The 16,993-nt window shown below is 60.5% G+C and carries 13 protein-coding genes and 1 pseudogene; 1 reads left to right on the top strand and 13 read right to left on the bottom strand.

Features of this window, described 5'->3' with window-relative positions:
* Window positions 1–29: 29 nt before the first annotated feature.
* The 13 genes and pseudogenes from BZK31_RS01450 to BZK31_RS01385 form a co-directional block, all read right to left on the bottom strand.
* On the bottom strand, window positions 30–1,862 hold the full coding sequence (locus BZK31_RS01450) for a S9 family peptidase (RefSeq protein WP_083180983.1): 1,833 nt from the start codon (window positions 1,860–1,862) through the stop codon (window positions 30–32).
* The gene (pqqE, locus tag BZK31_RS01445; protein WP_083180982.1) at window positions 1,825–2,994 is read right to left on the bottom strand and encodes a pyrroloquinoline quinone biosynthesis protein PqqE; all 1,170 of its coding nucleotides are present in this window, start codon (window positions 2,992–2,994) and stop codon (window positions 1,825–1,827) included. The genes BZK31_RS01450 and pqqE overlap by 38 nt, the downstream gene beginning before the upstream one ends.
* Window positions 2,987–3,274 (bottom strand): pyrroloquinoline quinone biosynthesis peptide chaperone PqqD, encoded by a 288-nt coding sequence (gene pqqD / locus BZK31_RS01440; RefSeq protein ID WP_083180981.1) that lies wholly within the window; start codon window positions 3,272–3,274, stop codon window positions 2,987–2,989. The genes pqqE and pqqD overlap by 8 nt, the downstream gene beginning before the upstream one ends.
* Entirely contained in the window at window positions 3,271–4,026 is a 756-nt protein-coding gene (pqqC, locus tag BZK31_RS01435; RefSeq protein WP_083180980.1) for a pyrroloquinoline-quinone synthase PqqC, read from the bottom strand. The genes pqqD and pqqC overlap by 4 nt, the downstream gene beginning before the upstream one ends.
* Before the next feature lie 8 nt (window positions 4,027–4,034).
* A complete protein-coding gene (gene pqqB / locus BZK31_RS01430; RefSeq protein ID WP_083180979.1) occupies window positions 4,035–4,946 on the bottom strand; it encodes a pyrroloquinoline quinone biosynthesis protein PqqB in 912 nt (303 codons plus the stop codon).
* 94 nt (window positions 4,947–5,040) lie between these two features.
* Window positions 5,041–5,115, bottom strand: a complete 75-nt coding sequence (gene pqqA, locus BZK31_RS01425) for a pyrroloquinoline quinone precursor peptide PqqA (RefSeq protein ID WP_003422658.1) — start codon at window positions 5,113–5,115, stop codon at window positions 5,041–5,043.
* Between the two features lie 136 nt (window positions 5,116–5,251).
* Window positions 5,252–7,650, bottom strand: a pseudogene (pqqF, locus tag BZK31_RS01420) (pyrroloquinoline quinone biosynthesis protein PqqF).
* Window positions 7,651–7,989: 339 nt separating this feature from the next.
* Window positions 7,990–8,787, bottom strand: coding sequence for a carbon-nitrogen hydrolase family protein (locus BZK31_RS01415; protein ID WP_083180978.1), 798 nt, complete (start codon window positions 8,785–8,787; stop codon window positions 7,990–7,992).
* A gap of 15 nt (window positions 8,788–8,802) precedes the next feature.
* Window positions 8,803–10,482 carry a flavin monoamine oxidase family protein gene (locus tag BZK31_RS01410; RefSeq protein ID WP_083180977.1) on the bottom strand — a complete coding sequence of 560 codons (1,680 nt, stop codon included), beginning with the start codon at window positions 10,480–10,482 and terminating at the stop codon, window positions 8,803–8,805.
* Between the two features lie 161 nt (window positions 10,483–10,643).
* Complete coding sequence (locus BZK31_RS01405; RefSeq protein ID WP_083180976.1) at window positions 10,644–11,105, bottom strand: Lrp/AsnC family transcriptional regulator; 462 nt, start codon at window positions 11,103–11,105, stop codon at window positions 10,644–10,646.
* Window positions 11,106–11,116: 11 nt separating this feature from the next.
* A complete protein-coding gene (locus tag BZK31_RS01400) occupies window positions 11,117–12,184 on the bottom strand; it encodes an FUSC family protein (protein WP_083180975.1) in 1,068 nt (355 codons plus the stop codon).
* 129 nt (window positions 12,185–12,313) lie between these two features.
* Window positions 12,314–12,949: a nuclease-related domain-containing protein gene (locus BZK31_RS01390; RefSeq protein ID WP_083180974.1), complete on the bottom strand. Its 636-nt coding sequence runs from the start codon at window positions 12,947–12,949 to the stop codon at window positions 12,314–12,316.
* A gap of 223 nt (window positions 12,950–13,172) precedes the next feature.
* The gene (locus tag BZK31_RS01385; RefSeq protein ID WP_083180973.1) at window positions 13,173–14,567 is read right to left on the bottom strand and encodes a UDP-glucose dehydrogenase family protein; all 1,395 of its coding nucleotides are present in this window, start codon (window positions 14,565–14,567) and stop codon (window positions 13,173–13,175) included.
* A gap of 301 nt (window positions 14,568–14,868) precedes the next feature.
* Here BZK31_RS01385 and BZK31_RS01380 point away from each other — a divergent pair, with 301 nt between their 5' ends.
* Window positions 14,869–16,608 (top strand): dipeptidase, encoded by a 1,740-nt coding sequence (locus tag BZK31_RS01380; RefSeq protein WP_083180972.1) that lies wholly within the window; start codon window positions 14,869–14,871, stop codon window positions 16,606–16,608.
* Window positions 16,609–16,993: the final 385 nt, after the last annotated feature.

Here is a 16,993-nt window from a genome sequence, read left to right as displayed (position 1 = left end):
GCGGTTGATCGTTCCCGGTGCGGGAACGATCATACGGCGCCATCCAGTACATTCCGGTAAAACCGCCATTCCTTTTCCAGCGCATCTGCAAGGTTGGCCGCCTTGCGGAAACCATGGTATTCGTCCGGATAAAAATGCCCCTCGGCCTTGATGCCCTTGTCCTGTAGGGCTTTGAGCATGTCGCGGGTCTGCGCCGGAACCACCACCGCGTCCAGTTCGCCCTGAAAGAAGATCACCGGTACGTTGATCCGGTCAGCGTGCAGCAGCGGTGTTCTTTCCTTGTAGCGCTCGACGTCTCTGACCGGATCCCCGATCAGCCAGTCCAGATAATCGCCCTCGAATTTGTGCGTGGCCCGCGCCAGCGCAATCGGATCGCTGACGCCATAGAGGCTCGCGCCCGCGCGAAACACGTCCTGGAACGCCAGCGCGCACAGCGTCGTGTAGCCACCCGCGCTGCCGCCGCGAATGAATGCTTTATCCGGGTCGATCAGGCCGCGTCCGGCAAGGTGCGCGACCACCGCGCAGGCGTCTTCGACATCCGCCACGCCCCAGGTCAGGTGCAAGGCCTGGCGATACGCACGGCCGTAGCCGGTGCTGCCGCGATAATTGAGGTCCGCCACGGCAAAGCCGCGATGGGTCCAGTACTGAATGCGCGGGTCCAGCACCGGGTAACAGGCCGAGGTCGGACCGCCGTGAATGAACACCACCAGCGGCGGTTTTTCAGCGCCGGACATGGCCGGGTAGAAATACCCGTACGCTTCGGCGTTGCCGCTGGGATAACACAACGACTCAGGGCGACTGATCTGCTCCGGTGGCAACGGCGAAGCGCCACCAGCCAGCACCTGCACGCTCCGGTCGCTGCGCGAAATTGCCAGCACGGCCGAGGTGCTGACGGCGGAGGCGGCGATGCAGTAGATGTAATCCTCGTCCAGCGCCAGACTGCGGAAGCGGCTGTAGCCTGCGCTGAAGTCGGTGAGCGAACCATCGGCCTGGCGTAGGCCCAGTATTGCCGAGCCGTCTTGCGACCAACTGGCCAGAAAGCCCTCGCTGAGCGGTAGCCAGGTGCAGCCTCCCAGTTGCCACGGCGCAGGTGAATGGTCGGCGGCAGCGGCGTTCAAGGGCGCGAACCCGAGCGTCGATTCGCCCCACGGCTGCCAGAATCCGGCCCGATCGGTCAGGCAATACAGACAGCCTTGCGCGTCGAAACGAGGCTGTTGCAGGGACTCTTCAGCGCCATTGCCCGCTATGCACTGCGCCTGCCCCCAACTGCCGTCATCCTGCCTATCCGCACACATCAATCGGGTCGACGTCCACGGTTGATGCGGTCGCTGCCACTCGATCCAGGCCAGCCGTCCGCCATCGGCGCTGACCACCGGCGAGGCATAGAAATCCGCGCCTTCGGCCAGCAACTGGCGTCGTCCGTCAGCCAGTTCGATACTCACCAGCCGGTGCGTAGTGTGATCCTCTTCGACGGCGAGAATTTCGCCGTTGGTGTGAAACACGCCGCCATATCGCTTGTCGCCGTGGGTCAGCGCCACGGGCAGGCTGCCGTCGAGCGGCTGACGGTAAAGCTGCTGGTCACGCTCGTTGACGAACACCACGGCGTCATCGGCCAGGCAGAACGATCCGCCGCCGTATTCATACACCCGGCTGCGCACGCTGAAGCCGTCCGGCGTCAGGCAGCGCGTGGTGCTCGCGTACCATTGCCAGATGCGGCTGGCGCCGTCTTCGGGGCGGTACTCGTTCCAGAACAGGCCCGCCGAACTGACATCCAGTTCGGCGAAATCCACACCGGCGGCGACGGCCTGGGCGGCGGAGAGCCGTTCAGGAAGATTTGGCGATGAGTCGTGAATTTCGTTCATTGCGAAAGGCCAGTTCTTCAATGGTTTGGGTGGCAGTCTCGGACTCGTCGCGAGCCTGCGTGATCATCCCGTGGTGCTGCGACTTGCTGCACACCGGATCGGCATTCGCGGCGTCGCCGGTCAGCATGAAGGCCTGACAGCGGCAGCCGCCGAAGTCCTTCTCTTTTTCATCGCATGACCGGCACGGTTCGGGCATCCAGTCGTAACCGCGAAAACGGTTGAAGCCGAACGAGTCGTACCAGATGTGCTGCATGCTGTGATCACGCACGTTCGGAAACTCAATCGGCATCTGGCGGGCACCGTGACACGGCAGCGCAGTGCCGTCGGGTGTCACGGTCAGGAAGATGCTGCCCCAGCCGTTCATGCAGGCCTTGGGGCGTTCTTCGTAGTAATCGGGCGTGACGAAAATCAGCTTGCACGGGTGATTGTCCGCTTCCAGCTGTGCCCGGTACTGATTGGTGACGGCTTCGGCGCGCACCAGTTGATCCTTGGTCGGCAACAGGCCGATGCGATTCAGGTGCGCCCAACCGTAGAACTGACAGGTTGCCAGCTCGACAAAATCCGCCTCAAGGGCCAGACAGAGTTCGATGATCTTGTCGATTTTGTCGATGTTATGCCGATGGGTGACGAAGTTCAGCACCATCGGGTAGCCGTGCTTCTTCACGGCGCGGGCCATTTCCAGCTTCTGCGCGAAGGCTTTCTTCGAGCCGGCAAGCATGTTGTTCACCTGCTCATCGCTGGCCTGAAAGCTGATCTGGATGTGGTCCAGGCCGGCTTCTTTGAAGGCGACGATTTTCTCTTCCGTCAGGCCGATGCCCGAGGTGATCAGGTTGGTGTAATACCCCAGCCGTCGCGCTTCGGCGATCAGTTCGGCCAGGTCCTGACGCACCAGCGGCTCGCCGCCGGAAAAACCAATCTGCGCGGCACCCATCTGCCGCGCTTCCTGCATGACCTTGAACCACTGCTCGGTGGTCAGCTCCTGACCCTGTTTCGCGAAATCGAGCGGGTTGGAGCAATACGGGCATTGCAGCGGGCAACGGTAAGTCAATTCAGCCAGCAGCCACAGCGGCAGGCCGGTTTCCGGCCTGGGCGGTATGAGTGGCTGGGCAGTAGCGAGCGTAATGTCAGACAAGGTTGATCCAGTGTTTTTCCCGGGCGACTTTCATGAAGTCATCGACGTCAGTGCCCAGTTCGGGAACGTTGGGGAATTTGCGTTCAAGTTCGCCAATGATGGCGGCAACGGTACGCTGTCCGTCGATCAGGCCACCGATCCAGCCCGCGCTGTCGTTGAGCTTGATCATGCCTTCCGGGTACAACAGCACGTTGCCGTTCTGCGCCGGTTCGAACTGGAAGCGATAACCCGGGCGCCAGCTGGGAGTGAGGTTTCGATCTAACTTCGTATGGGCTTTCATAGCGCGATTCCCTTATGCCAGACCTTCTGGTCTGTGACGCTGTGATAGGGCGGGCGGTTCAATTCATAGGCCATGGACATGGCATCGAGCATGCTCCACAGGATATCGAGCTTGAACTGGAGGATTTCCAGCATGCGCTGCTGGCCTTCATACGTAGTGTAGTGCTGCAATGTGATGGCGAGACCATGTTCCACGTCGCGGCGTGCCTGACCCAGGCGCGTGCGGAAATACTCGTAACCGGCCGGGTCGATCCACGGGTAATGCTGCGGCCAGCTGTCCAGGCGCGACTGGTGAATCTGCGGCGCGAACAACTCGGTCAGCGAGCTGCTGGCCGCCTCCTGCCAGTTGGCGCGGCGGGCGAAGTTGACGTAGGCATCGACGGCGAAGCGCACGCCCGGCAATACCAGTTCCTGCGAGCGCAACTGGTCCGGATCGAGGCCGACGGCCTCACCCAGACGCAGCCAGGCTTCGATGCCGCCGTCTTCGCCAGGCGCGCCGTCGTGATCCAGCAGGCGCTGAATCCACTCGCGACGAATCTCGCGGTCCGGGCAGTTGGCCAGAATAGCGGCGTCCTTGAGCGGGATGTTCACCTGATAGTAAAAGCGGTTGGCGACCCAGCCCTGAATCTGCTCGCGGGTCGCACGGCCTTCGTACATCGCCACATGGTAGGGATGGTAGATATGGTAGTAAGCGCCCTTGGCCCGCAAGGCCTGCTCGAATTCGGCGGGGGACAGCGCAGTCGCGTCGCTCATGTCGGCTCCTAAAGCTCGATGCTCATGCCATCGAAGGCCACTTCAACGTTGCGCCGGACCAGCTCGGCGCGCTCCGTTGAGTCTTCATCGAGGATCGGGTTGGTGTTGTTGATGTGGATAAGTACCTTGCGCTGCGTCGGAAAGTTTTCGAGCACTTCCAGCATGCCGCCAGGGCCGTTCTGGGCCAGATGGCCCATTTCCCGGCCCGTGCGGGTGCCCACGCCACGGCGCTGCATTTCATCGTCGTCCCACATCGTGCCGTCCACCAGCAGGCAGTCGGCATCATGCATCTTCTCGGCCAGCGCCTCGTCGACCTTGCCCAGACCCGGTGCATAGAACAGCTTGCCGCCGGTGCGGGTGTCTTCCACCAACAGGCCGATGTTGTCGCCCGGATGCGGATCGAAGCGGTGCGGCGAGTACGGCGGTGCGGCGCTGCGCAGCGGAAACGGCGTAAAGCGCAGGTTCGGGCAGGCCGGGATCACGAAGTTGCCTTGCAGTTCGATGCGGTTCCAGTTCAGGCCGCCGTTCCAGTGCTTGAGCATTTCGAACAGCGGAAAGCCGGTGATCAGGTCTTCGTGGACCATGTCAGTGCACCAGACCTGATGCGGGCAGCCTTCGCGCAGACTCAGCAGACCGGTGGTGTGATCGATCTGGCTGTCCATCAGCACGATGGCGCTGATGCCGGTATCGCGCAGTGCCCGACCCGGTTGCATGGGCGCAAAGCCCTGAAGCTGGGCGCGGATATCGGGTGACGCGTTGCACAGCACCCAGTTCACGCCATCGTCGGACAGCGCGATGGAAGATTGAGTACGCGCCTGCGCCCGCAGGCTACCGTCACGAAAGCCTGCGCAATTGACGCAATTGCAGTTCCACTGCGGAAAACCACCGCCAGCAGCGGAGCCTAAAATCTGGATGTACATGTCAGTTCCCTAGCACATGACCCGAAACAAAAAACAGAAACAGCCTTACAATAAAAAAAGCCCCGGCGAACCGAGGCTTTACAGCGCGCTGGAATCAACGGCTTGCGAAGTACATGGTGACTTCAAAGCCGATACGCAGATCAGTGTAAGCAGGTTTAGTCCACGACATAGAAAAGCTCCTTCAGATAATGCAGCGGTTGGTGACTACATCTTAGTGCACCGGCAATGGCATACGTTCAGATGCTTAGGGAGCTATGTTACTCAATTTAACAATTTGAGAGTGCCCAAATCTTTACGAAAGACCCTTACCGTTCAGGTAACGATCCCTGCGCGCGGCGGCTGGCGGGCGATTGGCCACGATGAGCCAGCAGGTACTGGCGTCGTGCAGCCTGCTGGCCGACGCGTTTAACAAGTGTGTATCCAGATTTGACAGCGCCTGCTGCAAACGCAGCGCGTGATCGCCACCCTGCCCGGCAAGGTGCGCCTGCCAGAGCAGCTCCGCAGCCTGTTCATCGGACAGCGTTTTCAGGTCGTATTGCGCGCTCAATGCTGCGGATTGTTCGGGCAGATCGGCGTTGCATATCAGATCCGGCAACTGGCCGAGAAAGGTCTCGATGTGGTCGATGATCTGATCGACATCGCAGGTCGGCGACTGAACGCCGAACAGCAGGCCAGTGACGCCGTTGATCTGCCGAATGCCGCTGAAGACCGCGTAACCCAGTTGCAACTCGACGCGCAGCCGTTGATAGAACGGCGCCTGTAGCAGATGAGCCAGCAGTCGCCAGGCGGCTTCATCTTCGATTGAGGTGCCGGGCGCAGGGCAGAACAACAACACTGCGCTTTCCGACGAGGCCGAAGGTTCAGTCTGCCAGCGCTTACCGGGATGGGTGGCTCGGGAGGCAGGGCGCTGGGTCAGCGGCTGACCCGGCAGGGTGGTCAGCGCCGCATTCAGCGCACCTTTGCCGATGTCCGGCAGGCCCGCGGCGAAGCCCTGCCAGCGTGACTTGGCCCAGACACTGTTCAGGTCGTCGGTTTCCTGTGCTGGCTCGCTGGTTAGAAAATGATCAGGCAGCTGCTTGAGAAGCTGACGAATCGGGATCAGCGTCGGCTCATTCGCAGGCTGCCCATAACGGCCCTGTACGTCACTGTCGGGGTGCTGCAAACGATGCAGGCATTGCTCGATGACGGCGGCGAACGGTTCGGGGAAACCGTTCAGCCGCAGTTGCCAGTAAGGGCCGTAAGCGCTGAACGTCAGGGTGACCCCAGCTTGTCGGGCGTCTTCGGTCAGGTCCTGCAAGCTGTCATTGAGCATCCGCCAGAGTTGCGGCTGCGCACAGGGCAACTGCCAGCGCAGGTAAACGGCCGCTTCCACGCACTCGTTCGACACTGCTGCGCTGTAAAAAAACGCGCTCGGTACGGCATGCTGCTGGTGAACGGCGACAGGTGACAGAAACGGATTGGGCGCAGGCAAGCGCCAGTTTGTGGTCGGGGCTGACGGGGCATCCACGCTCTGAAGATTGATCAGCGTGTCGGGGCAAAGTTGATCGAGTAATGCCCGTAAGGCCTCGGCACCTGGCTCGCTCAGTTCTGCTGCGAGCGCGTGGCAGTGATGATGCGCCAGCGCCAGTGCTCCGCCAGTCTGCAGTCGGCGTTGCTGCACACGCCGGTATTCTTCGGTGAGTGATGGCCATTGCCGTTTGAAGAACGCCAGCCAATCGAAAAAAAGATCTGCTGCCTGCTTGGGTGTAGGCGTACTTGCGGCGTTGTTTTCAACCACCACATCCAGCAACAGTTGCCCACCAAACTGATACAGAGGCGTGGCCTTCAGGGCACGGATCGAATGACGTTCGATCAACGTGGCCATCAAACCACCCGGCTTGGCGGAATTGAGCCAGTGGCAAAGAAACGCAGTGGCCTCATCGGTTTTTTCCGGCAAGTCCTCACAGGCGAACAACAGGTGCATGTTCTGCAGATCGATTTCAATCGGTTGCTTGCGGTTCGTGTTCAACGGCGGCGCTGGCAATTGCGCGATGCGTCGGCCGGCCGCGAACCGGGCACCGTGGGCTATCGCCAGCGTCTGCAATTCAGCCAGTGATTGCGGACCGCTCAGGCACAGGGTCATTTGCCCGGCCTGATAGAACCGTTGGTAAAAGTCCTTCAATGCCTGCTGAAACGCCGGATTGGGTACAGACAGGCTGTAGCGATTGCCCGCATGGAAGCCGCGCAACGGGTGCTGTGGGTTGATTGACCTCAGCAGACATTGTTGCTGACGTGCCTGGGCATCGCCACGCCAGGCGATGAATTCGGCGTGCAACACCTCGCGCTCACGCAACTGGTCAGGCACGGCCATGCGCGGGTGGGCGAGCATGTCGCACAGGCGCTCCAGCCCGTCGGCGAAAACGGCGGGCGGCAGTTCGAAGAAAAAATCCGTGGCGCGCTCGCGGGTGCTGGCGTTGATCTGACCGCCGTGACGCTGCACGAAACTCATCAGGTTCTGCCCGGCGGCAAAGCGTTCGGTGCCGAGAAAGAACAGATGTTCGAGAAAATGCGCCAACCCGGGCCAGGCCTGCGGCACATCATGACTGCCCGCCGCGACCCGTAGCGAAGCGGCGCAGCGCTTCAGACGCGGCTCATGGCACAGCACCACGCTCAGGCCGTTGGCCAGTGTAATGCGTTCGATGGCAGAAGTGGACGGTGAAGGCATGGCGGGTCGCAAGGGCAGGGAAGACAGAGCGTCATGCTAGCGGATAATCAAGCCGCCTCGCGAGGCAGCCGCACTTCTCGCTGTAAAAACGCGGAAACCAGTGGGAGCGGTAATTACGGTTGGCGCTGTGGTACGTGGGAGCCAACTGTCTTTCACAGGTGGCGCTGTGATGCGTGGGAGCAGACTTGTCCGCGAATAACCCGGTACATCCGCCACAGAAGCAGCGCCTCACACGCCGCTTTCGTGGACAAGTCCACTCCCACAGCCCCACATCGCGGGCGCGAAAAGGTTTGCGAAGACGATGTCTCGAATGCGCGTCTGGGCCGGAGGGGCTTTTCCTTACTCGGCCTTCGCCACGTACAGCGTCGGCCTGCGATCTTGGAAGTAGTCGTTGACTGCCCTGGAGTGCGTCAGCAGTGATCGATCCAGTTCGCTGACCATCAACGCTTCATCCGGCCCCGCCAACACAGGACGACTGCCGTTCGGCGCGCAAACGCTGCTCAGGCCGCAATAACGAATCTCGCCCTCGCTGCCGCAATAGTTGGCGTACACCACGTAGCAGTGATTCTCGAAAGCCCGTGCCCGCACCGTCACGTCGCAGACGAAATCGAAAGGCGCCATGTTCGCTGTCGGCACCAGGATGAGTTCGGCACCTTCCAGCGCCAGACGACGGGTGTTCTCCGGAAATTCCACGTCGTAGCAGATCAGCATGCCCAGTCGCCAGCCGTTCAGCTCGACCACCGGAGAAAGATCCTCCCCCGCTGCGAACATCGACCTGTCCAGATCGCTGAACAGGTGCGTCTTGCGGTAATGGGTCAGCCGCTTGCCCTGACTGTCGATCAGTTGCACAGCGTTATAGATCTGTTGTTCAGCGCCGCGCTCCGGGTAGCCGTACAGAATCGCCACCCCATGCTCGCGGGCAATCTGCGCGATGCGCGTCGCCGCTGGTCCATCACAGGCTTGCGCCAATTCGGCACACGCCTGCGCGCCGATGTTGTAGCCGGTCAGAAACATCTCCGGGCAGACCAGCACGTCTGCGCCTTGCGCGGCCGCCGCTTGAGCCTGTCGCTCCAGCCGGGTCAGGTTGCCGCTGACGTCCAGCGGCAGCGGCGTGCATTGATAGAGCGCGACACGCATGAGGATTTCCTTCTGTCAGTCAGCCAGCGCAATCGGGCCGATGTCGTGGAACACATCGCCAGGGCCGGGGTTCTCGGCGTGGGTCTTGCCGCCAAAGTGATTCATGATGCCCCATACCGCGTTCAGCGACGTCTGCACCGCGCCTTCCACCCAGGCCGGCGTCCAGGACACATCGTCACCGGCGATGAACATGCCGCGCTGTTCGCTGGGCATGTCCTGCTGCATGAAGTGCGCATACATGCGCTGGTTATAGCGGTAATGGCCCGGCAGCGCACCCTTGAAGGCGCCGAGGAAGTGCGGGTCGGCTTCCCAGGACACGGTGATCGGGTCGCCGATGATGCGTGCCGCGATGTCGACCTTCGGGTAGATCTTCTTCAGGGCATCCAGCGCCAGCTTCACGCGCTTGTCGATAGGCTGCGGCAGCATCTTCAGTGCGTCACTCATCCACGAATACGACAGGCAGATCACGCCCGGCTTGTCGTCGCCGTTATCGAACAGATAGGTGCCACGGGTCAGGCGATCGGTGAGGGTCATGCTCATCAGGTCGCGACCGGTTTCCGGGTCTTTGTCTTTCCAGAACGGGCGGTCGACCATGACGAAGGTTTTCGATGACTGCATGTAACGCGTGCGGTCCAGCGCCATCCACATCTTCTGCGAGAACAGCGATTCTTCGCACTCGATCTGGGTGGTCAGCAGCCAGCTCTGGCAGGTGGTCAGCACCGCTGCGTACTGACGGGTATCGCCCCAGTTGTCGGTGACGGTCAGATTACCGTCTTCGTTGCGGGCAATGCGCTTCACGCCGGGACGCGGCGCGCCTCGGTGCAGTGACGACAGGCTGGTGCCTTTGGGCCAGTGCGCACAGTGTTCCGGCACATGGCTCCACAAACCGACCGGAACCTGCTGCACGCCGCCGACGATCAGGTGCTGATGCTCATCGCAATTGGTCATCACCACGCGAAAGATTTCCAGCATCGAGTTGGGGAAGTCCGAGTCCCAGCCGCCGGTGCCGAACCCGACCTGGCCAAACACTTCGCGGTGGTAGAACGACAGCCTGGCGAACGCCTTGGAGGTCGCCACGAAGTCATAAAAGGTGCGGTCGTCCCACAGCGGAACCAGCTTGTTCCACAGTTCCTTGAGGCGTGGCACGTCGCGGTCGCGGATCGCTTGCTGGATGTCGGCGAACTGCGAGCCGGCTTCCAGTGCATCGGCCCAGGCGTCAGCCACTTCCTGGAACAACGCAGGCAAGTCCGACAACATTTGTGCGTAATACGTGGTGCCTTCCAGATCGATAACCGTACTGCCCGATGCGTCGGTCAGCGGGTTGGGGAAGGGCCTGGATTCCAGGCCCAGCTTGTCGACGTAATGAAAGAACGCTGTGGAGGAGACCGGAAAGCGCATGCCGCCCAGTTCGGCGACAATGCCCTTGGCGCCTTCGAATTCCTGTGAACGCAGGCGGCCGCCCATTTTCGAGGCCTCGTAGACCACAGGTTTCAGGCCCATCTTCATCAGCTCATAGGCCGCCACCAGCCCGGCGATGCCGGCACCGATGATCGCCACTTCCGCGCCATGCTGCTCTTTTGGAATGCTGCCCAGGCCTTTCGGATGCTCGATCCATTCATCGAAGGCGAACGGGAAGTCGGGACCGAACATGGTGATCGGCTTTTTGCCGTTGGCGGGGTGACGATTGATTTTCATGACTGACCTTACTGATGAATGTCGGACAACGGCGAAAGGCAACAGTCTAGATAAGCGCACACACGTTATTAAGACGCAATGTGTCGTCGATATGATGTTTGTTTGTGCAAAATGACGATAAGAATGGTTATTTTGATTGCTGGCCGGCTATTCAGTAGTGATCAGACCGGTTGGCCCCGGTCGATCTTGCTGCTCAGGATGATCGATGTGGTGGTTTTCTCCACGCCGTCCACACTGCCGATCAGGTCCAGCAATTCGTCCAGTTGCTCGGGCGAGTCGGTGCGCAACCAGGCCACGTAATCGAATTCGCCGCTGACCGCGCACAATTGCTGTACCTGGGCCAGCGCGCTGAGCCGACGCAGCACTTCCTTGCCCGAACGCGGCTGCACGGTGATGCCGACGTAGGCCTGCAAACCGCCATCGACGACGCGCTTGCCCAGACGTACGCCGTAACCGGTAATCACCTTGGCCGTCTCCAGGCGCGCCAGTCGCGAGGTGACCGTGGTACGCGCGATGCCCAACTGGCGGGCCAGCGTGGCGACGCTTTCGCGGGCATTGATTTGCAGGGCGGCGATCAGCTTGCGATCGATTTCATCCAGAACGGGCGGGTGAATGGCGGACACGGGCAGCTCCCTCAGAATTTCCAGCGCCGGGCAGTCTTGGCCAGCCGGGCCTGCAAGCCGTCGAGATTGAGCGCCAACTGTTGGGTCATCAATTCGTAGCCTGCCAGCTCAGCCGGAACGTCGGACCGTACAGGATTGGCTTCCGAAGAACGCGCCAGACGTTCGGTGGCACCCGTCTGCAGCGCTCGCGCCATCCCGATCAACTGGCGGCGTATCTGTCGATACTCGCCATCCAGTGAGGCTTTCAACGATTCACCAGCCACCTTATCCAGGTTGGCGGGGCGGATATTGGCGAGGATTTCCAGCGTACTCAGGCACATGCGGAAATGCCCCTGAATGGCGTCCAGCTCGACCATCGACATCTTCACTTCCTTGGACACCGACGGCAGCAGCGAGCGCAATTGCAGCATCGTGGCGTTGAGTCTGGCGGTCAGCTTCAAGTGCTCATCGGCGGTCACCGGCTGGCCCTGCACGATACGCCCATACACCTTGGCGCAGTCGCGCAGACCGCTGGCCAGGTTGTAGCGCCAGGAAAAAACCGCATACAGCGGCAAGGCAAACGAGAACGCCAGAGCCAGCGCGATGCCGATCAGGATGTCCACGGTGCGCCACAGCCCGTCGCTGATCGGGTTGTAGCCGTGACCTGCGACGATAAACAGGGTGATGGCCGACAACAGCGCGGTATAGCCGCCTTTGCCGATCGCGTGATAGGCAAAGAAACCGCACAGCACCGACATGATCGCGTAGGTCAGCAGCGGCATTTCAAGATAGCCCTGCTGCACGACGACCATCAGGCCCAACCCGGCACCGATCAGCGTCCCGTAAGCCCGCTCGACCGACTTCTTGCCGATGTTGCCATGGTGCTGCAGACCGCCGATGACGATCAGCATCGTCACCGACGCCCATTCACCGTGCGGAATGTTGAGGCCGGAAGTCAGCAGGATCGTCACCAGCAAGCCCACCGAAATCCGCGCCGCATGGATCAGCCGTGCATGCCGATAACGGCGATACGGATCCAGCAAAGGACGCAGAACAGGGCGAAGCCAGGAAGGTATGTAAGCAGAGCGCGAATTCGTCATGCGTTAAAAGACCGCGAGGGTAGGGAAGAGATCCCTGATTGGATGGTGATGATCCCCAGTAAGCCACATTTGAGGGGCAATGGGTTTGGTTTGTTGCGGTTCGCACCGGCCGGATAAGCGTGTGAAGGGTTATCTGCGCCGCTTGAGATTCTGTACGTGCTCACGATGAGTCGCACGGGTGGGAGCCCGTCGTTTGTTTTGCAACGTCAGCATGAGCGCATCGACCTGCGCTTCGCTGAACACCGGCTGCTGGAAGGCGCGGATGTAGCGAATGTAACCGATGCCTTGCGTTACGTTGGCGGGCATCGGGGTCTTGAACGTGCTTTCGCCGACGAAGCTGACGATCGAATGAAGATGCTCCAGCTCGACCCCGAGTGTCGCCTCGAGCGCTTTGACGTGTTTGTAGTTCTGCCTGAGCGGGTTCTGGAATCTGAACGTGCGCCGGTACAATTTCTGCGTCCACTGCGGCTGGGTTTCGCTGCCAAAGATCCAGCCGCTCATGTTCTTGGTTTCCAGCACGAAGATGCCGAAAGGCGAGAGGAACACATGATCGATCTGCGTCGTGCCGTCTGCCGTATCCAGCGTGACGTTGTGCAGGCGGCGATACACCGATTTGTCCAGTTTCCAGTACGTGAACAGGCGCACCCAACACTCACCGATATGCCCCTTCGCCCACGATGATTTAAGCAGCGTGATCAGCAGTACAAAAGGGATCAGCCAGACGAGTTGGCTCAAGAAAGGGGCGAGTATGACGCTGTAATTCATGGGGAGTCCTTTCCATGCGTTGAGAGCAGCGGGTTTCGAGGCTCAAGAGTCGAAAGGCTGTCGGCCTGACGGGAGAACTCTTTACATGGGTGGCCGGTTGATGCGGTAGCGGGTGCTGAGGCTGGACGTGCCGTTTTCTGCTACCGCCTGACGTTGAGCCGAAGAGCCTGGTCATTCGGCTCACCATCGCTCAGGAACTTTGATACCCCATGTGCTGCGCGCGTCAGAAACTCTGACGGTGCGCGACGGGCTGCACGGGTATCCATTGCTTCTGCGGCATCGGCAAGTCGCACGATTCGCCACGCCCAATCGGGAAGTAGTGAAAGCCGCTGTTCGCGAGCCGTTCGGTGTCGTACAGGTTGCGGCCATCGAAAATGACCGGCGCGCCGAGTCGTTGCTGGATCAGCTGGAAGTCAGGTGCCTTGAATTGCTGCCATTCGGTACAGATGATCAGGGCATCGGCGTCGATCAGGGTCGATTCCGGTGTACCCATCAGGATCAGGTCCTTGCGATGACCATAGATCCGCTGCGCTTCCTGCATGGCTTCCGGGTCGAACGCCCGCACCGTGGCGCCTGCGGCCCAGAGCGCTTCCATCAGCACCCGGCTGGGCGCATCGCGCATGTCGTCGGTGTTCGGCTTGAACGCCAGGCCCCAGAGCGCGAAGGTCTTGCCGCGCAAGTCGCCCCGGTAGAACGCGTTGACCCGCTCGAACAGTTTGTTCTTCTGCCGCTCGTTGATGGCTTCGACCACGGACAACAGGTCGTTCGAGCAGTGTGCTTCGCGGGCGCTGTGGATCAGCGCACGGATGTCTTTGCCGAAGCACGAGCCGCCATAGCCGCAGCCGGGGTAGATGAAGTCGTAGCCGATGCGTGAGTCCGCGCCAATGCCCAGCCGCACGGACTCGACATCCGCGCCCAGGTGTTCTGCCAGTTCGGCGATCTGGTTGATGAAGCTGATTTTGGTGGCCAGCATGCAGTTGGCGGCGTATTTGGTGAGTTCGGCGCTGCGCAAATCCATGAACATGATCCGGTCATGATTGCGGTTGAACGGCGCATATAGCTCGCGCATCACTTTGCGCACGGCTTCACTCTCGCAACCGATAACGATGCGGTCCGGGCGACGGCAATCCTTGACCGCCGAGCCTTCTTTGAGAAATTCCGGGTTGGAGACGATATCGAATTGCAACAGGCGTCCGGCCTGGCGCAGCGCCTTGTCGATGTGCGCTCGCAAGGCGTCGCCACTGCCGACCGGCACTGTGGACTTTTCCACGATGATCAATGGCTCGCTGCGGTAGCGGGCGATGCTGCTGCCTACGGCGAAGAAATGCCGCAGATCGGCGGAACCGTCATCGCAGGAAGGTGTGCCAACAGCGATGAACAGCACCTCGGCATGTTCGACCGCCCATTGCACGTCGCTGGTGAAGTGCAGGCGCTTATGGTCCAGATTTTCACGCACCAGGTTCGACAGGCCCGGCTCGTAAATGTGCACCTGGCCCTGCGTCAGTTGATCGACCTTGGCCTGATCGATGTCCATGCAGACCACCTCGTGACCGACCTCGGCAAGCACTGCAGCCTGAACGAGACCGACGTATCCGCTGCCAAAAACGCTGATTTTCATGGAAAGAATCCTGAAGAGTTTGCGAGAGAGAAGCGCCGACGGTGGCGGGTCGGAATACCTGTTGCGTTCAGCGTGGCACCTGGAGTTGTCGATACGGTGACCGTTATGTGAACAGGCGTCGTTCGCTGACAGGAGGGTTGCCCTCTGGCGACTGTTCAACGCAACGAGCCGTCGTGCTGCCGACAGATCGCGTGACACAAACGCTTACATCCCCTGCTCGCAGTGTTATTTTGGGGGCTTTCCTGATCGGTTGATCAGGTCTGTCTCCCTCATAAATCCCTGCAAAGGAGTGCTTCTGCCCATGAACCTTTCCCTCAAGCATCTGGCTGCAACGACCCTGATGCTCGCCAGCCTTTCAGCGTTCAGCCCTTTCACGTTGGCCAACATCACGCCGCAACAGAGCGCGGCGATTCTGAACACCTTCAACGAAAAGTCGGTCACCGATTTCAGGCAGTTCCTGGCCGGCGTCGCAAAGAGCGATCTGGCCAAAACCGCCAGGCTCGAGCCCGCCATCAACGCCTTTCTCGAAAACAAGACGCTCACGGCCGAACAGCAAAACGAGATCCATCGCCTGCTGGGTCTGTACGCACGGGTGAAGTACGGCAGCGCGGCGACTGAAAATCTGCGTGAACTGGTCGCGATCCCGACCTTCGCCGTGGAAGGCGTTGCGCAGCACGACAACCCCGAATTCATCAAAATCGCCGACAAGATCAAGGCACTGGCCGAGTCGTTCAACCTCAACTTCCGCAACATTGATAATCGCGTCTACGAGATATCCCTCGAAGGCAGCGGCGATGAAGTGGTCGGCATTCACGCGCACGCCGATGTGGTGCCAGTCACGCCTGCGAACTGGGTGCTGCCGGACGGCACGAAACTGGACCCCTTCAAGGTCACGTTGATTGGCGACCGCATGTACGGCCGTGGCACTGAAGACGACAAGAACGGCATTGTGGTCGCGATGTACGCCATGAAAGTCATCAAGGACGAGAAGCTGCCGCTGGCCCGAAACTTCAAGCTGCTGATCGACACCACCGAAGAAACTTCCGGCGACGCGATTCCGTACTACTTCGAACGCAACCCGACGCCCAACTACAACCTGGCGCTGGACGGCGGTTATCCGGTGGTGATCGCCGAGAAAGGCTACGGCACCGTGATGGCCAATTTCCCTGTGCGTGAGGGGCAGGGCAAAGGCGCTGAGATCACCTCGCTGACCGGCGGCGCGGCGACCAATCAGATCCCTTCAAAATCCGTAGCCACACTGGTAACCGACTCGCCAGCAGAACTGGCCGCCAGCCTGAAAAAAGCCGGTGACGAGTATGCCAAGCGTAACGGCGGCGACTTCCAGATAGACGCGGCTGTCGAGGGTAAAGATGTGAAGCTGACGGTCACTGGCGTGTCCGCTCACTCGTCCGAACCTGAGTCGGGCGTCAATCCGGTCGCCAGAATGCTTGATTTCATCAACAGTTTGGACGGCAAAGTGGCGTTCAAGCATAACCACATCACCGACGCGGCCCGGTACCTGGCCGACAACTGGGGGCTGGATTACCTGGGCAGCAAGCTGGGCGTCGGTTTCGCCGATGAGTTCATGGGCCCGCTGACCGCGTCTCCGACGTTCATTGGCATGGATGAGAAAACCTTCAAGCTCGCGGTCAATCTGCGTGTGCCTAAAGGCAAGTCTCCGGAGAAACTCAAAGCCGAGATCGCCGAGAAGCTGACCGCCTGGAGCAAACAGAGCAACATTGCGCCTGCGTTCGATTACTCCATTGCCGAGCCGATGTACCGCAACCCTGAAGGCGAATGGGTCAAGGCCCTGCTCGCCGTCGCGACTGAAAACCTGGGCATGGCGCATAAGTTCGGCACCTCGGCGGGCGCGACCTCGGTTCACAGCTTGCCCAATGGCGTGCAATTTGGTCTGGCCAGACCTGAAGCCAAATACACCGGCCACACGGACAACGAGTTCAAGACCACCGAGCAGTTCTTGCTGGACCTGCAAATCGTGACCGAAATGATGGGCCGTATCGGGCAGTTGCCGAAGCTCTGATTACGCGTAGCGCGGCGGGGTCAGTGGGAGCGGACTTGTCCGCGAATAACCCGGCACACCCGCCACAGAAGCAGCGCCTCACACGTCGCTTTCGTGGACAAGTCCACTCCCACAGACCCACATCGCGGGCGTGATGCGTGGGAGCCAACTTGTCCGCGAAGACGGTGTCTTGAGCGCTGGATCTGGGTCGGATGTACTGGCCTCTTCGAGCAAGCTCGCTCCTACGATTGACGCGGTGATTGCAGATGGCGCGGTGGGCTCAGTGGGAGCCAACTGTCTTTCATCATCCCCCGATGAATGGGCATTTTATGATGCCATCGCGGATATATTCCGCGATGGCGGGCCAAGCCCGCCCCCATTCAAACAGCATGATCACGCCAGGGTG

Source organism: Pseudomonas floridensis (assembly GCF_002087235.1).
In the GTDB taxonomy this organism is placed as follows: Bacteria; Pseudomonadota; Gammaproteobacteria; order Pseudomonadales; family Pseudomonadaceae; genus Aquipseudomonas; species Aquipseudomonas floridensis.
This window is presented reverse-complemented; position numbering and strand designations above follow the sequence as displayed.

Coding starts and splice junctions, on each gene's coding strand:
- BZK31_RS01415 (WP_083180978.1), bottom strand. CDS start 8,787: ATGCGTGTCGCGCTCTATCAATGCACGCCGCTGCCGCTGGACGTCAGC.
- BZK31_RS01400 (WP_083180975.1), bottom strand. CDS start 12,184: ATGACGAATTCGCGCTCTGCTTACATACCTTCCTGGCTTCGCCCTGTT.
- BZK31_RS01390 (WP_083180974.1), bottom strand. CDS start 12,949: ATGAATTACAGCGTCATACTCGCCCCTTTCTTGAGCCAACTCGTCTGG.
- BZK31_RS01450 (WP_083180983.1), bottom strand. CDS start 1,862: ATGAACGAAATTCACGACTCATCGCCAAATCTTCCTGAACGGCTCTCC.
- BZK31_RS01385 (WP_083180973.1), bottom strand. CDS start 14,567: ATGAAAATCAGCGTTTTTGGCAGCGGATACGTCGGTCTCGTTCAGGCT.
- pqqB (WP_083180979.1), bottom strand. CDS start 4,946: ATGTACATCCAGATTTTAGGCTCCGCTGCTGGCGGTGGTTTTCCGCAG.
- pqqC (WP_083180980.1), bottom strand. CDS start 4,026: ATGAGCGACGCGACTGCGCTGTCCCCCGCCGAATTCGAGCAGGCCTTG.
- pqqD (WP_083180981.1), bottom strand. CDS start 3,274: ATGAAAGCCCATACGAAGTTAGATCGAAACCTCACTCCCAGCTGGCGC.
- BZK31_RS01410 (WP_083180977.1), bottom strand. CDS start 10,482: ATGAAAATCAATCGTCACCCCGCCAACGGCAAAAAGCCGATCACCATG.
- BZK31_RS01380 (WP_083180972.1), top strand. CDS start 14,869: ATGAACCTTTCCCTCAAGCATCTGGCTGCAACGACCCTGATGCTCGCC.